Source organism: Amycolatopsis sp. CA-128772, assembly GCF_002904295.1.
GTDB lineage: Bacteria > Actinomycetota > Actinomycetes > Mycobacteriales > Pseudonocardiaceae > Amycolatopsis.
Map to the genome: position 1 here is coordinate 1 of NZ_PPHG01000107.1, position 1,668 is coordinate 1,668.

The 1,668-nt window shown below is 70.1% G+C and carries 1 protein-coding gene; it reads right to left on the reverse strand.

Features of this window, described 5'->3' with window-relative positions; translation table 11 throughout:
- Nucleotides 1–1,653: ABC transporter permease (locus C2L59_RS46250; protein ID WP_103355947.1), on the reverse strand; the 1,653-nt coding region annotated here is incomplete at its 3' end.
- Between the last annotated feature and the right edge of the window lie 15 nt (nt 1,654–1,668).

Sequence of the window (1,668 nt, forward strand, 5' to 3'; positions counted from 1 at the left end):
GTTGCCGCCGGTGGCGTAGATCCGTCGGCCGAGTGGGGTGCGTTCCAGGACGTACCACAGGAGGGTGGCGACGGCGATCATGATCCAGAACGGGTAGGCCAGGCCGAGGAACTGGCCGGTGGCGATCCGGGAGAAGCCGGGGGGCAGGCCGACGATCTGCTCACTGCCCGACAGCCAGGCGATCACGGCGGTCAGCAGTGAGGACACGCCCAAGGTGGCGATGAAGGACGGGATCCTCGCCCGGGTGATCAACAGCCAGGACAGCACTCCGACCCCGGCTCCCGCCACCAATGACAACAGCACTGCCACCGCCACGGGCAGGTGCCCGAGCAGCAGCCAGGCGACCACGATCGCGCCCAGTCCGACCTCGGTCCCGATCGCCAGATCCACCACGCCGGCGGCGATCGGCACCACCAAACCCACCGCGACCAGACAGGTGATCGCCTGGTCCGACAGCAACGACCGCCAGGTGCCGGCGGTCAGGAAGGAGTCGGGTACCCACAGCGAGAACACCACGACCATGACCGCCAGCAGGTACAACGCAGCCACGTTGCGGAAAGCCAACGCCCCCCGCAACCGCACGCGCCCACGTCCACCCGCCACTTCCGGCGGGATGCCGTCTGCGACTCGGGCGGTGGTGATGCGAGCGGCGAGATCGGCGCGGCGGATGCGCCGCCGGCTCCGTGCCGCAGGAGTGCTGCCGCGCAGAAGCCGGACGATGGCCTCGCGGTGCGTCCCGGCCGGGTGGCGCCAGGCGGCGAGGCCGACGGCGAGCAGGAGGGCTGCGCCGTTGAACAGGTCGGGGGTCCAGATCGGCAGGCCCGCCAATTGGAGGCCCTTCACGCCGACGGCGAGGACGTAGGCGGCCACGACGGTGCCCCAGACGTTGAACCGCCCTCCTCGGAACTGGGTGGAGCCGAGGAACACCGCGGCGATGACCGGGAGCAGGAAGCCCGGTCCGATGGTCGGGTCTCCGGCCGACAGCTGAGCGGTTTCCAGCAGCCCCGCTCCCGCCGCGACCACACCGCCGGTTACCAGCGCGCCCAGGATGATCCGCGACGTCCGGATGCCGGCCAGCGCCGCCGCCTCACTGGATCCGCCCATCGCGTCGACGTTGCCGCCGGTGGCGTAGATCCGTCGGCCGAGTGGGGTGCGTTCCAGGACGTACCACAGGAGGGTGGCGACGGCGATCATGATCCAGAACGGGTAGGCCAGGCCGAGGAACTGGCCGGTGGCGATCCGGGAGAAGCCGGGGGGCAGGCCGACGATCTGCTCACTGCCCGACAGCCAGGCGATCACGGCGGTCAGCAGTGAGGACACGCCCAAGGTGGCGATGAAGGACGGGATCCTCGCCCGGGTGATCAACAGCCAGGACAGCACTCCGACCCCGGCTCCCGCCACCAATGACAACAGCACTGCCACCGCCACGGGCAGGTGCCCGAGCAGCAGCCAGGCGACCACGATCGCGCCCAGTCCGACCTCGGTCCCGATCGCCAGATCCACCACGCCGGCGGCGATCGGCACCACCAAACCCACCGCGACCAGACAGGTGATCGCCTGGTCCGACAGCAACGACCGCCAGGTGCCGGCGGTCAGGAAGGAGTCGGGTACCCACAGCGAGAACACCACGACCATGACCGCCAGCAGGTACAACGCAGCCACGTTGCG